This window comes from Actinosynnema sp. CA-299493 (genome assembly GCF_050946825.1).
Lineage (GTDB): Bacteria > Actinomycetota > Actinomycetes > Mycobacteriales > Pseudonocardiaceae > Actinosynnema.
The window spans coordinates 8248222-8266210 of sequence record NZ_CP191993.1 but is presented as its reverse complement, the minus strand read 5'-3'; the positions used below and the strand labels follow the sequence as shown (position 1 = coordinate 8266210).

18 protein-coding genes are annotated in these 17989 nt (G+C 71.0%); 12 read left to right on the top strand and 6 right to left on the bottom strand.

Features of this window, described 5'->3' with window-relative positions:
* Positions 1-115: 115 nt before the first annotated feature.
* Positions 116-2110: a putative bifunctional diguanylate cyclase/phosphodiesterase gene (locus ACQPYE_RS35360; RefSeq protein ID WP_498717454.1), complete on the top strand. Its 1995-nt coding sequence runs from the start codon at positions 116-118 to the stop codon at positions 2108-2110.
* Between the two features lie 162 nt (positions 2111-2272).
* Positions 2273-2740: a DUF417 family protein gene (locus ACQPYE_RS35355; RefSeq protein WP_498717453.1), complete on the top strand. Its 468-nt coding sequence runs from the start codon at positions 2273-2275 to the stop codon at positions 2738-2740.
* A 41-nt stretch (positions 2741-2781) separates the two neighbouring features.
* Here ACQPYE_RS35355 and ACQPYE_RS35350 read toward each other — a convergent pair whose 3' ends face one another.
* Entirely contained in the window at positions 2782-3525 is a 744-nt protein-coding gene (locus ACQPYE_RS35350; RefSeq protein WP_498717452.1) for a TetR/AcrR family transcriptional regulator, read from the bottom strand.
* A 103-nt stretch (positions 3526-3628) separates the two neighbouring features.
* Here ACQPYE_RS35350 and ACQPYE_RS35345 point away from each other — a divergent pair, with 103 nt between their 5' ends.
* On the top strand, positions 3629-4552 hold the full coding sequence (locus ACQPYE_RS35345; RefSeq protein ID WP_498717451.1) for an ATP-binding cassette domain-containing protein: 924 nt from the start codon (positions 3629-3631) through the stop codon (positions 4550-4552).
* Complete coding sequence (locus ACQPYE_RS35340) at positions 4549-5307, top strand: ABC transporter permease (protein WP_498717450.1); 759 nt, start codon at positions 4549-4551, stop codon at positions 5305-5307. Before ACQPYE_RS35345 ends, ACQPYE_RS35340 begins: the two co-directional genes overlap by 4 nt.
* Positions 5308-5348: 41 nt before the next feature.
* On the opposite strand, the gene ACQPYE_RS35335 is transcribed toward ACQPYE_RS35340, so the two are convergent.
* Positions 5349-5696, bottom strand: a complete 348-nt coding sequence (locus tag ACQPYE_RS35335; RefSeq protein WP_498723046.1) for a MerR family transcriptional regulator — start codon at positions 5694-5696, stop codon at positions 5349-5351.
* A gap of 191 nt (positions 5697-5887) precedes the next feature.
* Between ACQPYE_RS35335 and ACQPYE_RS35330 the strand changes: the two genes are divergently transcribed.
* Entirely contained in the window at positions 5888-6937 is a 1050-nt protein-coding gene (locus tag ACQPYE_RS35330; RefSeq protein WP_498717449.1) for an amidohydrolase family protein, read from the top strand.
* A gap of 103 nt (positions 6938-7040) precedes the next feature.
* Here the strand turns inward: ACQPYE_RS35330 and ACQPYE_RS35325 are convergent, their stop codons facing one another.
* Entirely contained in the window at positions 7041-7673 is a 633-nt protein-coding gene (locus tag ACQPYE_RS35325) for a TetR/AcrR family transcriptional regulator (protein ID WP_498717448.1), read from the bottom strand.
* A gap of 26 nt (positions 7674-7699) precedes the next feature.
* Between ACQPYE_RS35325 and ACQPYE_RS35320 the strand changes: the two genes are divergently transcribed.
* Together ACQPYE_RS35320 and ACQPYE_RS35315 are read left to right on the top strand one after the other, a co-directional pair.
* Entirely contained in the window at positions 7700-8371 is a 672-nt protein-coding gene (locus ACQPYE_RS35320) for a hypothetical protein (protein ID WP_498717447.1), read from the top strand.
* Positions 8372-8502: 131 nt separating this feature from the next.
* Positions 8503-9249 carry an SDR family NAD(P)-dependent oxidoreductase gene (locus ACQPYE_RS35315; protein ID WP_498717446.1) on the top strand — a complete coding sequence of 249 codons (747 nt, stop codon included), beginning with the start codon at positions 8503-8505 and terminating at the stop codon, positions 9247-9249.
* A 298-nt stretch (positions 9250-9547) separates the two neighbouring features.
* Here ACQPYE_RS35315 and ACQPYE_RS35310 read toward each other — a convergent pair whose 3' ends face one another.
* Positions 9548-11089, bottom strand: a complete 1542-nt coding sequence (locus ACQPYE_RS35310) for an AMP-binding protein (protein WP_498717444.1) — start codon at positions 11087-11089, stop codon at positions 9548-9550.
* Positions 11086-11913, bottom strand: coding sequence for a p-hydroxycinnamoyl CoA hydratase/lyase (locus tag ACQPYE_RS35305; protein ID WP_498717443.1), 828 nt, complete (start codon positions 11911-11913; stop codon positions 11086-11088). The genes ACQPYE_RS35310 and ACQPYE_RS35305 overlap by 4 nt, the downstream gene beginning before the upstream one ends.
* A gap of 396 nt (positions 11914-12309) precedes the next feature.
* Here ACQPYE_RS35305 and ACQPYE_RS35300 point away from each other — a divergent pair, with 396 nt between their 5' ends.
* The 5 genes from ACQPYE_RS35300 to ACQPYE_RS35280 all read left to right on the top strand — a co-directional run bounded on the left by ACQPYE_RS35300 (position 12310) and on the right by ACQPYE_RS35280 (position 16314).
* Complete coding sequence (locus ACQPYE_RS35300) at positions 12310-12756, top strand: SRPBCC domain-containing protein (RefSeq protein ID WP_498717442.1); 447 nt, start codon at positions 12310-12312, stop codon at positions 12754-12756.
* Positions 12753-13106, top strand: a complete 354-nt coding sequence (locus ACQPYE_RS35295; RefSeq protein ID WP_123745709.1) for an ArsR/SmtB family transcription factor — start codon at positions 12753-12755, stop codon at positions 13104-13106. Before ACQPYE_RS35300 ends, ACQPYE_RS35295 begins: the two co-directional genes overlap by 4 nt.
* A gap of 294 nt (positions 13107-13400) precedes the next feature.
* Complete coding sequence (locus ACQPYE_RS35290) at positions 13401-14390, top strand: alpha/beta fold hydrolase (RefSeq protein WP_498717441.1); 990 nt, start codon at positions 13401-13403, stop codon at positions 14388-14390.
* A 118-nt stretch (positions 14391-14508) separates the two neighbouring features.
* A complete protein-coding gene (locus ACQPYE_RS35285) occupies positions 14509-15903 on the top strand; it encodes an MFS transporter (RefSeq protein WP_498717440.1) in 1395 nt (464 codons plus the stop codon).
* A gap of 60 nt (positions 15904-15963) precedes the next feature.
* A complete protein-coding gene (locus ACQPYE_RS35280; protein WP_498717439.1) occupies positions 15964-16314 on the top strand; it encodes a VOC family protein in 351 nt (116 codons plus the stop codon).
* 294 nt (positions 16315-16608) lie between these two features.
* Here the strand turns inward: ACQPYE_RS35280 and ACQPYE_RS35275 are convergent, their stop codons facing one another.
* Entirely contained in the window at positions 16609-17757 is a 1149-nt protein-coding gene (locus ACQPYE_RS35275; RefSeq protein WP_498717438.1) for an acyl-CoA dehydrogenase family protein, read from the bottom strand.
* Positions 17758-17989 lie beyond the last annotated feature (232 nt).

Genomic DNA, 17989 nt, shown 5'->3' with positions numbered 1-17989 from the left:
GCAAGGGGCCACGTCACCACCCGAACGTGGTCGGGAACTCCTCGCGCGGAAGTGGTCGTACCTGCTCAGCGGTGCCGTGGTCGTCGCACTGGACAGGAACGAACTCGACCGCGAAATGCGAGTCCGCCTCGACGACCTGTGCGCCGCGGTGCACGCCGAGGCCTCTGCCCAGTCACCTTCGACGCGGCCGGCGGAGCGGCTCGGCGCACAACTCGTCGCGCTCGGGTACCTCACCGAGGACGGCTTGCGCGTCACCCTCGACGTGCTCGGGAAAGGGCTGCTGGGGCTGCCGGAGTTCCAACCCGTGGAACGTTATGCCCAGCCGATCGTGGCCGTGCTCGGCGCGTTGTCGGCCGGGTTCCTGGCGGCGAGCAGGCGGGCGGTGTTCGAGCAGCAGGAGTCCATGCAGCTCTCGCTGCTCAAGGCCGTCCGCGACGCGCAGTGGCACCTCCGGGAGAGCGAGGCGCGGTTCGACGAGGTCGTCACCTCGTCGTCCAGCGGGATCCTGGTGGTCGACCCGGCCGGGCGGATCGTGCGGGCCAACGCGGCGATCGGCGACATCCTCGGGTACACCGCCGAGGAGCTGACCGGCTTCGCCCTGCTCGAACTCGTGCACCCGGCGTCGGTCCGGGTCCTCGGCGAGGCGATGCTGGCGCTGCTCGACGACAAGCAGGAACGGGTCCGGCAGCCGCAGCGGCTGCTGCGCAAGGACGGCGACGTCGCGCGGATCTCGATGACGGTGTCGTTGCTGCGCGGCGCGGACGACCAGCCGGTGCACTTCGTCGCGGTGGTCGAGGACGGCACCGAGCTGATGCTGCTCCAGTCGGAGCTGAACCGGCAGGCGCTGCACGACGTGTCGACCGGGCTGCCGAACCGGCAGTACTTCGGCACCCACCTGGAGAGCGCGCTGCGCCGGGCCGACCCGGTGCGCGGGATCAGCGTCTTCCACCTGGACGTCGACGCGTTCGGCGCGGTGTGCAACAGCCTCGGCCGGCCGGCCGGCGAACGGCTGCTCGTGCACGTGTCGCAGCGGCTGAAGGCGGTGCTGGCGCGGGAGAAGGCGATGATCGCCCGGTTCGACGGCGACCAGTTCGCCGTCCTGGTCGAGAACACCGCCACCACGCCGGACGTCGCGAGCACCGTGGCCGGGATCAACCGCGAGCTGTCGGAGCCGGTGTACTTCGACGACCGCGGGCTGGCCGTGTCGGTCAGCGTCGGCGTGGTGCGCCGGCCGCCGCCGGACTGGGGGCCCGCGGACGTGATGCGGGCCGCCGAGCAGGCGTTGCGGCGGGCGAAGGCGGGCGGTCGCGGCCAGTGGGCGTTGTTCGACGCCGGCCAGGACGCGGACGAGCGGCGGGCCGACGCGCTCGCCGTGGCGATGCCGGGCGCGTGGGAGCACGGCGAGATCGGTGTGCGCTACCGGCCGGTGGTGGGTCTGGCCGACCGCGCGCTGCTCGGCGTGGCGGCGACGCTGCACTGGGACCGCGGCGACGACTCCCTGGACCACGCCGGGTGCACGGCGCTGGCCGAGCGGACCGGCCTGATCCTGCCGCTGGGCGAGTGGCAGCTGGCCAACGCGTGCGGCCAGGCGCGGTGGTGGGGCCGGCGCGCCGGGTTCACCGCGTCGCTGCACGTCGAGCTGACCGGGAACCAGTCGCGGGACGGCGACCTGGTCCGCCGGGTGCGCCGGGTGCTGGACGACACCGGGCTGCCCGCGGCGCGGCTGGTCGTCGGGATGCCGGTGGCGGCGCTGGCGGAGTCCGAGGCGGTGGACAACCTGACCGTGCTGGCGGAGCTGGGCGTCGGCACGTCGTTGGACGACTTCGGCCTCGGGCCGGACGACCTGGCGGTGGCCGAGGAGCTGCCGATCGAGTCGGTGCGGGTGGCGCGGCGGCTGGTCGAGCGGCAGTCCCGGGGCGGGGCGGACTACCTGGCCGAGCTGGTCCGACTGGCCCGGCGGGCGGCCGGCGAGGTGCTGGTGGACGGGCTGGAGACGCGCGCGCAGGCCGACTGGTGGCGCGCGGCGGGTGCGGTCGCGGGCCTGGGTCCGTTCTTCGGCGACCCGCTGCCCGCCGGGGCGTTCCCCGACCCGGTGGAGTGGTACGACTAGCCGCCATCCGGGACGGCGTGGAATCAGGTCTTCACACGGCGTTTCCTTACCGTTACAGTTCTGGGAGCGCTCCCAGTCCGATTCCGGTCAGTGTGGACCACGAACGGGCCGGCCTCCCGCAGGCGGGTCGACGTGGTCCCGCCCGCGAAGGAAGTGATGTGGATGACGGAGTTCCCGTCCCGTCCGGATGCGCCCGCGAACGCCTTGCGGGCGTTGAGCATCCCCCTGCTCAGGGGCTCGCTCGGCCTGGTCTTCGTGTGGTTCGGCGCCCTCAAGGTGACCGGCACGACGCCGGTGGCCGACCTGGTCGCGCGGACCGTCCCGTGGCTCGACCCGGGCGTCTTCGTGTTCACGCTCGGCGTGGTGGAAGTGGTGCTGGGCATCGCCATGGTCGTGGGGTTCCGGTTGCGCTGGGTGGCCCTGCTCGTGGTGCTCCACCTGGCGGGCACCTTCGCCACGCTCGTCACGCAGCCGTCCGTCGCGTTCCAGACGGGCAACCCGCTGCTGCTGACCATGACCGGCGAGTTCGTGGTCAAGAACCTGGTCCTGATCACCGCGGGCCTCGCGGTCATGTCGGCGGACGCACCCGTGCGGCAGCGGGTGGCGCGCGCCGAGGTCGCGCGGCGGTGATCGCGCGGCGCCGCGGGGCCCCGACCGGCCCCGCGGCGCCATCACCCCCGGCGGGCCAGGTACGCGGCCACGCCGTCGAGGTAGAGGTCGAGGCCGAACCGGAAGTCGGCGTCCACGTCCCGCTCGTCGTAGAGGGTGTCGTGGTCGAAGACGCCGGCCTCGACCACGCGGCCGAGGGCCGGTAGCCGCCGGGGGTCGACCACCCGCCGCAACGCCCGCGCGTACGACGGGCCGAACGCCTCGGGGTTCACCAGGAAGCTCTCCGCCAGTTCCGCGGTCAACCGCATCTCCCCGTGCACGAACGTCAGCAGGCCCATCACCACGCCGACCTTCTCCTCCTCGTTCAGCGGCGTGTCGGCGAGGGTGCCGAGCGCGCGGTCGAACCACGCGAGGTTCCTCGGGCCGACGGGCGGTCCGGAGAGCGGGATCCGGGCGTACCAGGGGTGCCTGCGGAACGTGGACAGCACGCTCGTCGCCCACAGCGTCAGCCCGGCGCGCCAGCCGTCCGAGGGCATCGGCGGCGGGTCCTCCAGCGCGGCGTCGGACATCAGCTTGAGCAGCTCGTCCTTGCTCTTCACGTGCCGGTAGAGCGCCATCGTGGAGTTGCCGAGCTGCTGCGCGACCCGGGCCATGGACACGGCCGCGAGCCCTTCGGCGTCGGCGACCTCGATGGCGGCCCTGGTGATCTCGGGGACCGACAGCGACGGCTTGCGGCCACGTCTCGGCGTCTCGCGCAGACCCCACAGCAGGGCGATGTCCGCTGGTAGCTCGTACTCCTCGGTCATCCATCACCCTCTCGTCACCGCTGCCGGCCAGTCTAGGGCTACCGGAACCAACTGCGTATGAGATACGCTTTTATGCGTACCTGATACACATAGGGGGGCAGTGATGATCGTTGAGGCGACCGGCCTGCGCAAGGCGTACGGGTCGACTGCGGTGCTGGACGGGATAGACCTGGAGGTCGCCGAGGGGTCGGTCTTCGCGTTGCTCGGTCCCAACGGCGCGGGCAAGACGACCACCATCCGGATCCTGTCCACGCTGTCGCGGCCGGACGGGGGCCGGTTGCGGGTGGCCGGGTTCGACGTCGTGCGCGAACCCGCCGCGGTGCGCGGCGTGATCAGCGTGACCGGGCAGTACTCGGCCGTGGACGCCGAGCAGACCGGCCGGGAGAACCTGGTCATGGTCGGCAGGCTCATGCACCTCGGCCGGTCGGGGGCGAAGTCCCGTGCCGCCGGGCTGCTGGAGCGGTTCGACCTCGTCGACGCCGCCGACCGCCGGGTCAAGACCTACTCCGGCGGTATGCGGCGGCGGCTCGACCTGGCCATGAGCCTGGTCGCCGCGCCGAAGGTGATCTTCCTGGACGAGCCGACCACCGGCCTGGACCCGGTCAGCCGCACGACGATGTGGGACGCCATCCGCGACCTGGTCCGCACCGGCACCACGATCTTCCTCACCACCCAGTACCTGGAGGAGGCCGACCGCCTCGCGGACCGGATCATGGTGCTGGACCGCGGGAAGGTCGCCGCGCAGGGCACCGCGGACGACCTCAAGGCCCGCGTCGGCGGCCACCGGCTGGAGCTCCGCTTCACCTCGGCCGCGGCGCTCGACGTCTCGGCCGCGCGGCTCGGCGGTTCCGCCGACCACGAGCGGCTCCTGCTCGGCCTCCCGTCCGACGGCACCGCCGCGCACCTGCACGCCGTGCTGGACGACCTGCGCGCGGCGCACGTGGTGCCGGCCCAGGTCTCCTCGCACCGCCCGACCCTGGACGACGTCTTCCTCGCCCTGACCGCGCGCGAAGGGGTGCCGGCATGAGCCACGCGATCACCGACTCGCTGACCATGGTCGGCCGCAGCATCCGGTTGGGCAGGCGCAACCTCGACACGCTGTTCATGTCGATCGTCCTGCCGCTGATGATGATGGCCCTGTTCGTGTACGTCTTCGGCGGCGCGATCAACACCGGCACCGGGTACGTCAACTACGTGGTGCCCGGCATCATCCTGCTGTGCACCGGCTACGGCGCCGCGTCCACCGCGATGTCCGTGACCGACGACATGAGCAGCGGCATGGTCGACCGCCTGCGCTCCATGCCGATCCGGAGCTCCGCCGTGCTGACCGGGCACGTCGTGGCCAGCGTCGCCCGCAACGCCCTGTCCACCACGATCGTGGTCGGCGCGGCGATCGCGATGGGCTTCCGCCCGTCCGCGTCGCCGCTGGAGTGGCTGGCCGTGGCCGGGCTGCTCCTGCTCTACGTGCTGGCGCTGTCGTGGCTGGCGGCGGGGCTCGGCGCGGTGGCGAAGTCGGTCGAGTCGGCCAGTGCGTTGAGCTTCTTCATGCTGTTCCTGCCCTACCTGAGCAGCGCGTTCGTGCCGACCCACACGATGCCGGCGTTCCTGCGGGGCATCAGCGAGCACCAGCCGATCACGCCGGTCATCGAGACCGTGCGCGGCCTGCTCACCGGCACGCCGATCGGCGACCGGGGCTGGACCGCGTTGGCGTGGTCGGTCGGCCTGCTGGTGGCGTCGTTCATCCTGGCCACCGCCCTCTACCGGCGGCGCGTCGACGACTGAGCGCCACCCGGAAGATCGACGCGGCCGTGGCGGCGCAGCCGTCAGCGCGGCTCGGAAGCCGCGTCGATCACCTCGGCCAGCACGCACCGCGACCGCACCAGGTCGGTGATCAACCGGTCGATGCGGGCGCGCTCGGCGGTGAGGTCGTCCACCAGCCGCGGCGTGGCGATCTCGGACGGGCCGCCGTCCGCGTCCCGCAGGCACGGCAGCATCAGCGCGATCTTCTTGCTGTTCAGCCCGGCGGCGTAGAGCTCCTGGATGCGGATGACTCGGTCGACCGCGCGCTCGGGGTACTCGCGGTGGCCGCCGGTGGTGCGGTCGGCGGGCAGCAGGCCTTGCTGCTCGTAGTACCGCAACGAGCGCACGCTCACCCCGGTGCGCTCGGCCAGCTCGCCGATCCTTATGCCACACCCCCGCTCCCGACACCGGTTCCCACTCCTACCGCAGCGGCCCGGACCCCCACAACCCGGCGCCGACCAGCTGTTCACCACAGCCGACAACCACGGCGTGCACCGAGGCTCCACGTCCCGATCGCGGCTAGGGTCGACGGGGTCACGTGAGACCGGGGGTGCTTCGGGTGGTGATCCGGGTCCGAGGTCGTGCCCTGCCGCACGGCGAGCACGTCGACCTGTACGCCGACGGTGACCGGTGGACCACCGATCCCGTCCCGAACGCCGACCTGGTGGCCGAGGGGTGGCTGCTGCCCGGGTTGGTGGACGCGCACACGCACCCCGGCGTCGAGGCGGCGGGCGATCCGCTCGACCACGCGGTGCTGCGCGACCACCTCCGGCAGCACGTCGACGCCGGCGTGACGGTGATCCGGGCGCCGGGCCTGGCCGGTGAGCCGCCGCCGTGGTTCGGCGTCGACCCCGACACGCCGAGGGCCTGGCACGCCGGCCCGTGGCTGGCGCAGCACGGCCAGTTCATCGACGGCTGGGGCCGGCGGGCCGACCACGCCGAGCTGCCCGCCCTGGCCGCGGCGCAGGCGGCGCGCACCGGGTGGGCGAAGGTCGTCGGCGACTGGAGCTCGAACGGCGCGCCGGTGCCGCTCGACGTGATGACCGCCGTGGTGGAGGCGGTGCACGCGGTGGGCGGCCGGGTCGCCGTGCACACCCAGCAGGCCGCGGGCGGCGAGGTCGCGGTGCTGGCCGGCGCCGACTCGGTGGAGCACGGGATGCTGCTGGACCCGGACCTGCTGGCGCGGATGGCCGAGCAGGGCACGGCGCTGACGCCGACGTTGTCGGTCATGGAGCGGTCGGTGCCCGAGGTGAGCGGCCGGCCCGACGGCCCCGGCAAGCGGTGGTACCTGCGCGGCGCGCGGGCGCACGGCCCGCTCGTCGCCGCCGCGGCCGAGGCCGGGGTCCGGGTGCTCGCGGGCACGGACTCGCTGCCGCACGGCGGGATCATCGAGGAGGTCCGCGCGCTGGCCGGGGCCGGGATGCGTCCCCACGACGCCCTCGCCGCCGCGTCCTGGGACGCTCGCGCGTACCTCGGGCTGCCGGGCCTGGAACCCGGCGCTCCCGCCGACGCCGTGGTCTACGCCGAGGACCCGAGGTCGGACCTCGACCAGCTCGCCCACCCGATCGCGGTGATCCTGCGCGGGCTGCCGGTGCGGGTGGCCGGGCGGTAGGCGTCGGATCCGCCGAACAGGCCCGGTGGCCGCCCTCGCGTCGGCATGCGGTCGGCCATGATCGAAACCGCGGCGATGGCCGGTTTCTTCCTGGACGCCGTCCTCACCGGGCGAGGAGTTCCCGGGCCAGGACCTCACCCCACCACTGCTGCACCCGGTCCGGGGACCAGGCCCGTTCGACGGTCAGCGTCGTGTAGACGTCGATGTTGCACAGCGCCGCGTAGACGTCGACCGCCGACCGCACGTCCAAGCCGGGCCGCAGGACTCCGTCCGGCCAGGACGAGAACACCCGGGCGCGGGTGGCGTCGCCGCCCCGGCGGCCCTCCTCGTACGCCGCCGCCAGCGCGGGTTCGGTCCGGCCGGCCTCGCGCACGAGCGCGATGACGTCACCCGAGCGCTCGAACAGCCGCCGGTCGTAGGCCGCCATCGCGGCGAGCTGCCGGGCCGGATCGGCCGCCGCGTCCGCCAGCTCGGCCAGCGTCGTCGCCGGATCGGCGGAGATGTCCACCGCGTCGGCGACGGCACGCACGAGTCCCGCCTTGTCGCCGTACGCCGCGTACACCGTGGGCACCGAGACCTCCGCCTCCTCGGCCACCGCGCGCACCGTCGTCGCCGCCCACCCCCGCGCGACGAAGAGCCTGCGTGCCGCGTGCGCGATCCCGGCCCGCGTCTCCTGCGCCTGCGCCACCCGCCGCAACGAGTCGTAACGGCGCTTGCCCGTCTCGCCCACGCTCACCTCTTAATGCTAGCTATATTGAATATATGTCACGTAAAGTCAAAGTGGTCGTGCCGGTGCCGACCAGCCCGTTCCTCCGCATCGCGGGCTATTGCGGCCTCGGCTTCGCCACCCTGATCGTCCTGGCCAACGCCATCATGGTGCCCACCGGCCTGCCGTCGACCGGCGCGGAGACCGCGGCGGTCATCGCCTACTTCACGGCCAACCGGGGCGCCGTCGGCGTCGCGTCCGCCCTCACCCCGGCCGCCTGGGCGCTGTCCACCGTCTTCGCCGCCGGCGTGGTGGCGGCGCTGCGGCGGTCCGAGCGCGAGCGCGGCGAGGCGTGGTCCCTGGTCGGGTTCGCCGGCGTGCTGCTCCAGAACGGCGCGTTCGCCGCCGTGACCGCGCTCCGCCTGGCCGTGGCCGACGACCCGACCGGAGCCCTCTGGTCCCTGCACGACGCCCTGTTCACCCTCAACGGCGTGTTCCTGGCGTCGGCGCTGGTGGGCCTGTCCCTCGGTGGGCGGCACGCCGGCCTCATCCCCGCGTGGCACGCCCGGCTCGGGCTGCTGTCGGCCGCGCTGCTGTTCACCTCGGCCACCCTCGCCCCGCTCGTGGTCGCCCGCCCCGGCCCGTTGGTGTTCCCGGGCCTCGCCGGCTGGCTGCTGTGGGTCGTCTGGGTGGTCGCCTACTCGGTCGCCCTGATCCGCCGGCCCTGATCCGCCGCCGCGAACCCGGCGTCCGGCGGGCAACGGGGGAGTAGGTCCGGCGAACCCGTTGGCGGAATGCTGGATCCGCGTCCGATTCTCCCGAATGGACCCGTCGGACCCACCACCACTTGGAGGACTCCATGACCGACCTGTCCGGCAGGACCACGATCGTCGTCGGCGCGAGCCGGGGCCTCGGCCGCGGTGTGGCCGAGGCGCTGTCCGCGGCCGGCGCGCCGGTCGTCACCGTGTCCCGCACGGCCGCGACGTTCCCGGAACCGGCGCCGGGCTCCGGGTCGATCCGCACCGAGGTGGCCGACGCCGGTGACGCCACCGTCGCGGCGACCCTGATCGACCGCCACGAGCCCAGCGCCGTGGTCCTGGTGGCCGGCGCGACGCCCCACATGCGGCCGTTGCAGGAGCAGACCTGGGAGACGTTCGCGGTCAACTGGGAGACCGACGTCCGCATCGCGTTCCACTGGCTGCGCGAGATCCTGCTGACGCCGTTGCGGCCGGGCAGCCGGGTGGTCGTGTTCAGCAGCGGCGCGGCCATCGGCGGTTCGCCGCTCAGCGGCGGCTACGCGGGCGCGAAGTCCACCCTGCGGTTCATCACCGGCTACGCCCAGGACGAGGCGCGCCGGGCCGGCATGGACATCACGTTCACCACGGTCCTGCCCCAGTTCGCGCCGGCCACCGACGTCGGCGGCCCGGCCGTGCGCGCCTACGCGGCCAGGTCCGGCCTCTCGACGGACGAGTTCCTGGCCAAGGTGGGCCCGCTGCTGACGCCGGAGCTGGCCGGCAAGTCGATCGTCGACCTGCTCCAGTCCGACGCCTCGACCATCGCGCCCGGCTACGTCCTCAACGGCGTGGGGCTGAAGAAGCTGTCCTGACGCGGTCCGCGGGAACCGGAAGGGCAGGGCCGCCACCACGGCCCTGCCCTTCCGCGTGTCGAACCCTCAGGCCCCGCGTGTCGAACGCTCACGTCCTGCATGTCGAACGCCCGCGTACCCCGAGTTCAACGCTCGGGTCACGGTCCGACGTCCTGAGCGTCGAACTCGGGGCTCCTGAACGTAGGACACGGTGGACGCGGGGGTTCGACACGCGGGACGCGGGGGTTCGACACGCGCGGGGGCGGCCTGGTCGCCGGAGCGACCAGGCCGCACACCACCCTGCCACCCGCGGCGGGTCCTAGGCCGCCGTGGCGCGGGCGCCCAGCGTCCGCCGTTCGATCTTGCCGACCGGCGTGCGCGGGATCTGGTCGATGAACTCGACCTGCCGGATCTTCTTGTAGGGCGCGACGCGCTCGGCCACCCAGTCCATGATCTCCCTGGCGGTGATGGACCCGTTGGTGACGACGAACCCCTTGGGGATCTCGCTCGACTCCTCGTCGGGGACGCCGATGACGGCCGCGTCCACGATCTGCGGGTGCCGCATGAGAACCGCTTCCAGCTCGACCGGCGACACCTGCTGGCCCTTGTACTTGATGAGCTCCTTGATCCGGTCGACGATGAACAGCTCGCCGTCGTCGTCCACGTAGCCGAGGTCGCCGGTGTGCAGGAAGCCGTCCGGCTCCAACGTCTGGCGAGTGGCCTCGGGCGCCTTCAGGTAGCCCTTCATCACGTGCGGCCCGCGGATCAGGATCTCGCCGTTGCGGTTGCGCCCCAGCTCCTCGCCGGTGTCGACGTCGACGATCTTGCACTCGACGCCCGGCGCGGTCCGGCCCACGGACGCCGACACGGTCTCCGGCGTCTGCATGAACGAGCACATCGCCTCGGTCATGCCGTAGCCCTGGCCGATCTCGCAGCCGATCCGCTCCCGCACGAGGCGGGCGATCTCCGGGTCGAGCGACGCGCCGCCGGAGACGATCGAGCGCAGCGACGACAGGTCGAACCGGTCGACCAGCGGGCTCTTCGCCAGCAGCACGGCGATCGTCGGCACGATGTAGAGCCGGGTGATGCGGTGCTCCTCGATCGTCCGGAGGAACGTCTCCGGGTCGAAGCGCTCCATGGTGACGAGCGTCGTGCCCTGGTACAGGCAGGCGTTCATCATCATGGACAACCCGAAGGCGTGGTGGAACGGCGGCATCGCCAGCGCCTTGTCGTCCCGGCCGCTCGGCGCCACCATGCTGGTCAGCAACGCCTTGGCGATCATGTTGCGGTGCGTCAGCTGCACGCCCTTGGGCAGACCCGTGCTGCCGCTGGAGTGCAGGATGGTCACCACGTCCTCGGCCGGGTCGAGCGCCGTCTCCACGATCTCGTCGGACGACGCCACCAGCGAGGAGAACGGCGTGGCGCCCTCCGCCTCACCGAGGACGATGATCTCCTCGACGTCGGTGCGGTCGAGGAAGGCGGTCACCTTCGGCATCTCGTGCGGCACCGTCACCAGGAACCGCGCGCCCGCCTCGTCCAGCCGGGCGACCAGGTCGTCCGACGTGTCGAGCGGGTTGAGGGCGACGATGACGCCGCCCGCCAGCGCGGCCGCGTGGTAGGCGATCGGGTACTCCGGCACGTTCGGGGCCAGGATGGCGAGCACGTCGCCCTTCCGGAAGCCGCCCCGGCGCAGGCCGTGCGCCGCGCGCCGCACCTGTGACGCCAGTTCCGCGAACGTGTAGGAAGTGCTCTTCGAGGCGTCCACGACGGCGACCTGGGAGCCGTGCTCGTCCGCGTGCCGCAGGACGAACGACGTGAGCGATGTCTGCGGGATCTCGACGTCCGGACCGGCGACCGTCATGCCCGCGCCTCGGCCGGCCGGTCGTAGGTGGACAACCCGGGCTGGTACGCGCGCTTCTCGAACTGCTTGAGCGCCACGTTGATCCACTCGTTGCCGCTGAGCCGGGACAGCTCCCACAGCTTCGCCTGGTCGTAGTCGATCGCGGCGGGCAGGTCGAGCTGGGTGGTGCGCTCGTAGACCTGCTTGGCGAGCGCCAGCGTGACCGGGTTCTTCTTGACGATCTTGCGGACGATCTTGTCCGTCGCCGCGTCGAGCTGGTCGGCGGGCACGGCGAAGTTCACCAGGCCGTACTCGGCGGCCTGCGCGCCGGTCATCGTGTCACCGGTGAGGATGTAGTACAGCGCCTTCTTGCGCGGCAGGTTGTGCGTGGCCGCCCACGTCGCGCCGCCCGCCGGGAAGATGCCGAAGTTGATCTCCGAGAGGCCGAACAGCGCGGCCTCGTCGGTGACCGCGAGGTCGCACAGGCCGGCCACCAGGAAACCGCCGCCGAAGGCGAAGCCGTTGACCTTGGCGATGGTCACCGCGGGGAACGCCTTCAGGCGCTGGAACCACCTGAGCGCCACCAGGTTGGTCTTGTAGAACAGCTGGGGGTCGTCGAACGGCTGGAGGAAGCACTCTTCCAGGTCCATGCCGGAGCTGAAGCTGTCGCCGTTGCCGGTGATGACGACCGCCTTGACGGTGCCGGCCTCCTCGATGGCGTCCAGGGCGGCGTTCATGTCCCGGTGCATCTGGGGGTTCATCGCGTTCTTCTTGTCCGGCCGGTTCAGGTAGATCGTGGCCGTCGACCCGTCGATCTCCAGGTTCACGGTATCCAGCGTGATCATGTATGGACCCTTCTTCGAGAGGCGAAGTGCGCACGCCTCGCTATCGACCGCTCGGCTGGTGGCGTTCTGGGAAAACACTCGATGCGGCTGAGTGAACGGAGACCAGCATCGCGCCCGGGGGACCGGGATTACTTCTCCCTGCGTGCTTTTGCGGCTCGACCGCCGCTTGCCGGCGGGCACGGTCGGCAATACTGCGAACGACCCCCGGCTCACCGGCTCGCGGGCAGGTGAACATTCCGTGCCGATGTAACGCACACGACAGGGCGGTCACGCACCGTGTCCGCGGAGAGGTCGACCGCGGGGCCGAAAACGTCGTGCAACTACCGGGTTGCACGACGCTGGACGACGTGCAATCATCTGGTTGCACTCAATGATGGCACTTGAAGGAGCTTCCCCATGAGCGACGACCGGATCGAACGCGACACACTGATCGACGCCTCTGTCGAGCGCGTCTGGTCCCTGGTGTCCGCACCCGGCTTCTGGGTGGCCGACCCGGAGAGCATCAAGGACACCACCGCCGTCGAGGGCGAGTCGACGGTGGCCAAGAACCCGGAGTACGGCGACTTCCCCGTGACCGTGGTGAAGGTCGAGCCGCACTCGTACGTCGCGTACCGCTGGGCGCCCGCGTTCCCGGGTCAGGAGCTGACCGAGGGCAACAGCACGCTGGTGGAGTTCACGCTGTCCCCCGAGGGCGACAAGACGCGCCTGACCGTGGTGGAGAGCGGGTTCGCCGCGCTGACCGTGTCCGAGGACGTGCGCGCGCGGACGATCAAGGACAACACCGGCGGCTGGCCGCAGGTGCTCAACGCGGCGAAGAAGCGCGTCGAAGAGTCGACTGTGTGAGAACAGAACCGGACGATGCGGTCGAAGAGGTCGGCAACGTTCTCGTCGCGCTGGCCGACCCCACCCGTCGCCGACTGCTCGACCTGCTGGCCGCCCAGGGCGCGGTCACCGCGACGACGCTCGCCGGGAGGTTGCCCGTCTCCCGGCAGGCGATCGTCAAGCACCTCGCCGTCCTGGACGCCGCCGGGCTCGTGGTCGGCAACCGGGTCGGCCGCGAGGTGAGGTACTCGCTGCGGCCGGCCGGGCTGGACGCCACCACGCGGTGGATGTCCTCGCTCGCGGCGGACTGGGACCGGCGGTTGGCGGCCATCAAGCGGGTCGCCGAAGCGGTGGAGCGGGATTTGTCGTAGTACCGCGGTACCCGTAGTACCGGGACGCAATTCGAGTTCCTCGGTCGGACCCGTTCGCGCGCCTTTCGGCGAACGGGTCCGACCAGGACGGGCCCGAGCGCCGGTCACCCGGTCATGGGGTGTTTCGGCATGTCACGAAAAGGCTCCGGGCCGATCAGGTCGGTCGACCGCGTTAATCCGAGAATACCCGGTTTCGCGCTCGGCGACTGAGCAAGGCAGAAGTAGGAGCCGGTGTCGATCCGGAAGGAAGCTTCCGGGGAGTCCACCTCGGGCACCTGTCAAGGAAGGCGCACCATGAGCGACCAACAATCGGCAAGCACCGATGGGATCACCCACCGGTTCGTGGAGACCAACGGCATCCGGATGCACATCGCCGAACAGGGCGAGGGGCCGCTGGTCGTGCTGCTGCACGGCTTCCCTGAGTCCTGGTACTCCTGGCGCCACCAGCTCCCCGCCCTGGCGGCGGCCGGCTACCACGCGGTCGCCCCGGACCTGCGCGGCTACGGCCAGACCGACCGCCCGGAAGCGGTGGAGAAGTACTCGCAGCTCCACCTGGTCGGCGACGTGATCGGCCTGCTCGACGCCCTCGGCGAGGAGCAGGCGGTGCTGGTCGCGCACGACTTCGGCACGTCGGTCGCCTGGAACACCGCGCTGCTGCGCCCGGACCGCGTCCGCGGTGTCGTCGCGTTGAGCGTGCCCTACCTGCCGCGCGGCCCGGTGAGCGCCCTGACCGGGCTCACCCAGGCGCTCGGTCCCGGTTTCTACATGAACTACCTCCAGGAGCCCGGCGTGGCCGAGGCGGAGCTGGAGGGCGACCCCCGCGCCTCCCTCCTCCGCTTCTTCAACTGGGGCTTCGGCGACTCGCCGCGGGCCGACGGACCCACGCTCCCCGTGGTGCCCGAGGGCGGCGACCTCTCCGACCTCATGCCCGAACCGGCCGAGCTGCCCGCTTGGCTGACCGAGGCCGACATCGAGTTCTACACGGCCGAGTACGCCCGGACCGGTTTCACCGGCGGCCTGAACTGGTGGCGGACGCTCGACCTGAGCTGGGAGTTGACGGCGCCGTTCCAGGGCGCGCCGATGACTCCTCCGGCGCTGTACGTGCACGGCGACCGGGACGGCAGCGTCTCGCTGCCGGGGATCGACCAGCTCATCGCCAACCTGTCGTACCTGGTGCCCAACCTCAAGCGCACGGTCGTGCTGCCCGGGGTCGGTCACTGGACGCAGCAGGAACGCCCGGACGAGGTCAACGCCGAACTGGTGAAGTTCCTGGGCGACCTCTAGCACAGCCGCGGCGCAAAGCCTGGTCACGCCTTCCGGCTTCGCCGAGCGGCTCGGCCTAGCCGGAAAGCGTGGCTGGATCACGACATCTGTGGGAACACTCCAAGAAAGGGATCGCATCTTGACTGCCGAAACGTCCTCCCCGCTGCGGTTCAGCGGCAGGCAGCGGTTGATCCTCCTCGTGCTGCTTGGCGCCGCTTTCATCTTCGCCGCCGACTACTCGATCCTCAACGTCGCCCTGCCGCAGGTCGGCGGCGGCGTCGACATGGAACTGACCCAGCTGCCCTGGATCGTGTCCGCGTACACGTTGCCGGCGGCCGGTTTCATGCTGCTGTTCGGCCGGTTCGCCGACCTGTTCGGCCGCCGCAAGCTGTTCATCGCCGGACAGGTCCTGCTCGCCCTGGCCTCGCTGCTCGGCGGCTTCGCGACCAACCCGGAGATGCTGCTGGCGGCCCGTGCGCTCCAGGGCCTCTCCACCGCCATGGCGGTTCCCGCGGGTCTGTCGCTGATCACCACGACGTTCTCCGAGGGCAAGATGCGCGACCGCGCCCTCGGCCTCAACGGCGCGATCCTCTCCGGCGGTTTCACCGCCGGCGCGCTGGTCGGCGGCATCCTGGTCAGCCTGCTGAGCTGGCGGGCCGCGTTCTTCATCAACATCCCGTTCGCCATCGCCATCATCGTGGCCACCCCCATGCTGATCGGTGAGAGCAAGATGCCGAACCGGCAGAAGCTCGACGTGCCGGGCGCGGTGACGGTCACCGGTGGTCTGCTGGCCGTGGTCTACGCGATCATGGAGAGCAGCCTCGTCGCCGCCGCCATCGGCATCGTGCTGCTGGCCGCCTTCTGGGTGATCGAGACCAAGTCGTCCGCGCCGCTGGCGCCGGTGCGCTTCCTCAAGAAGCCCACGGTCAAGTGGGGCAACTTCGCCGGTCTCGTGATCTTCTCCATGGAGACCGGCATGATCTTCCTGATGACGCTGTACCTCCAGGACGTGCTGAAGTTCAACCCGGTGATCACCGGTCTCGCCTTCGGCATCCCCGGCTTGGCGGCCGTGTTCGCCGGTCCGATCGCCGGTCGCTTCATCGGCAAGCACGGCGGCCGGAACGTCCTGACCGTGGCGCTGACGCTGCAAGCCCTGATGATCCTCCCGCTGGTGTTCCTCGGCTCGAACAAGCTCGCGCTGATCATCCTGGTGCCCGCGCTGTTCCTCGGGTTCTTCGTGCACGTCGCCTGCATCGTGTCGTACACGGTGATCGGCACCTCGGGCCTGCCGAACGAGGAGCAGGGCCTGGCGACCGGTCTGACCTCGATGACGCAGCAGGTGGCCCTCACCATCGGCGCGCCGATCATGGTCGCCATCGCCGCCACGCAGTCCGACGCGTTGACGGGAACCCACCTCGCGCTCGGGGTGAACGTGGCGGTGACGCTGGTGAGCGTGGCCCTCATCTGGTTCGGGCTGCGTCCTCGTGACGAGAGCCGCTCCTCGTCCCCGGAGACCGCGGCGGCGGTCTCCTGACACCCGGTGTGGCGATAGCCTCTTACCGCGAGCTGGATCACACAACGAGGGAGATTTGACATGACGACGCTCAAGCCCGGCAGCATGCTGCTCGGCACGACCCGTCCCGCCGAGCTGCGGGCGTGGTACATCAAGGCGCTGGCGCCGGAGTTCAGCGGTGACGGCCCGATCGACCTCGGCGGTTTCCTGCTGGTCATCGACGGGCGTGACGACGTCGAGGCGAAGAACAACGAGCCGGGTCGCGTGATCATGAACTTCCACGTCGAGGACTTCGACGCCGTGGAGACCCAGCTGAAGGCCGCCGGCGTCGAGTGGATCTCGGTCGCGGACCGGGAGTCCGGGAAGTTCGGCACGTTCGCCGACCCCGACGGCAACTACCTCCAGATCATCATGTGGAAGAAGAACGACTGAGGGCTGATCTTCCCTCGCGTGCCCGGTCGGCGGATCCCGCCGACCGGGCACGTTCTTGTCCGCCGTGCTCCTCGTTCGCCGTGCTCCTCGTTCGCCGTGCTCCTCGTTCGCCGTGCTCCGGTCTCGCAGCCGTCCCCCGTGTCCCCGTGTCCCCGTGTCCCGTGGTCCTGTGTCCTGTGTGCTCTGTCCTATGTGCACTGTGGGCGGCCCGGTCCACCGGAGGTCCGGCCCACCGGGCACAGCGAAGAGCCGCCGCGCTGATCGCGCGGCGGCTCTTGACCGGAGAGACCCGACTCAGATGAACATCGTGTTGGGCTCGAGCCCGCACAGCACCCGTCCGAAGGTCTCCGTGTTGGAGTCCGGGCTGAACATCGGGTGCACGCTGATCGCCTGGATGTCGCGCACGATCCGCTGGATCGGCTCGTGGCGGTAGATCGACGAGCCGCCGCTGGCCGAGGCGAGCAGGTCGACGGCCTCCTTCGCCAGCTTCGTCGCCCAGCCCTCGTCCGCGCGGACCCGGGCGCGTTCCGCGATCGACCACGGCTCGCCGCTGGCGGCCTTCGCGTCGACCAGCGCCGCGGCGTGGTAGGCGTGGTACTCGGCCTGCTCGATCTTCATGTACGCCGTGCCGACCTGGATGTGCGTGATCGGGGCCTCGGCCTGGTGCTCGTAGTCGGTGTAGCGGATCGGCCGGCCGGGGATGCGCTCCATGAACGCGTCGTAGGCCGCCTTCGCCATGCCGACCAGCATGCCGACCGTCGCGGCGGAACCCGCCAGGATGGTGGGGCTGCGCCACATCGGCCGGTCCGCGTTCAGCTCGGAGACGCCGTTCGGGCGGATCGCCGCCTCCAGCGGGATGAGGTGCGTCGCCGGGACGAACACGTCCTTCGCCACCGTGGTGACGCTGCCGCTGCCGCTCATGCCCGAGGTGTGCCAGTCGTCCACGATCTCCAGGCTCGACATCGGCACCGCCACGATGACGGGCAGGGGCTCCTCGTCCGGCCGCAGCAGGATCGTGGCCAGCTCCTGCCAGTTCGCGTGCCACGCGCCGCTGACGAAGTGCCACGAGCCGTTGAGCACGTACCCGCCCTCGACCGGCACCACCACGCCGCTCGGGCTGACGGCGCCGCACACGCGGACGTCGGGGGTGGTGAAGACCTCGTCCTGGGCCACGTCCGGGAACAGGCCGACGATCCACGACGCGATCCAGTAGGTCGAGACCGTCCACGCCAGGGCGCCGTCGGCGCGGCCCAGCGCGATGGACACGTCCACCAGGGTCCGGGTGTCGGCCTCGTAGCCGCCGTACCGCGCCGGCATCCTCAGCTTGAAGATCCCCGCGTCGGCGAGCGCCTGAATCGATTCGTCGTGGAGCCGGCGGTTCTCGTCCGCCCACGCTGCCTTGTCCCGCAGGACCGGCACCAACTGTGACAGCGTTTCCTTCAATTGTTCCAGTGTTTGCTGGGGTCGGGAGGTATCGATGATCGACACATTTGCCTCCGGTCAAAGGGGCCTGCGACTTGCGCTTGACCTTCGCATGGCCCGGCGTGCCGCTGCCTCTTCCGTATTGCTTTCACAGCACCCGGTCGGCGCTATCTACATAAGACACTCATAAATAGCTTTCCGTGACCGTATAGATACTCCTCGTGTTCATCTGGGACGGTCCGGTGCGGACATC